1 protein-coding gene is annotated in these 333 nt (G+C 58.6%); it reads left to right on the plus strand.

The genetic code is table 11. The features are described 5' to 3' along the window. Positions 1 to 82: 82 nt before the first annotated feature. A partial coding sequence (locus AC6CIG_RS29780) for a helix-turn-helix domain-containing protein (RefSeq protein WP_498324396.1) occupies positions 83 to 333 on the plus strand: 251 nt, incomplete at its 3' end.

Consider the following 333-nt stretch of genomic DNA (forward strand, 5'->3'; position numbering starts at 1 on the left):
TGTAGCCGCAAAGTTAAAGTGTCCTGTTTCTGCAAAGTAAGAATGTCACTCTCCCGGCGTTTGACGGCGTGGGAGATTGCGGATGGGATTGATTGCGATGAGCGAGCGTGACCTGCAGCGCATTGAGGTTTTGTCGAAAGTGATCGCCGGACGCATGACGCTGGTTTCGGCAGCGCATGTCCTGGGCTTAAGCACGCGCCAGGTCCGCCGCTTGCTGGAGCGGATCCGGAGGGATGGTGCAGCATCGATCCGGCACAAGGCGATCGGTCGGCCATCGAACAATCGGATTTGCGACGGTGTGCGGGATTATGCCCTAGCGATCGTGCGCGAACG

The sequence above is a fragment of the Sinorhizobium sp. GQ132 genome (assembly GCF_059758575.1).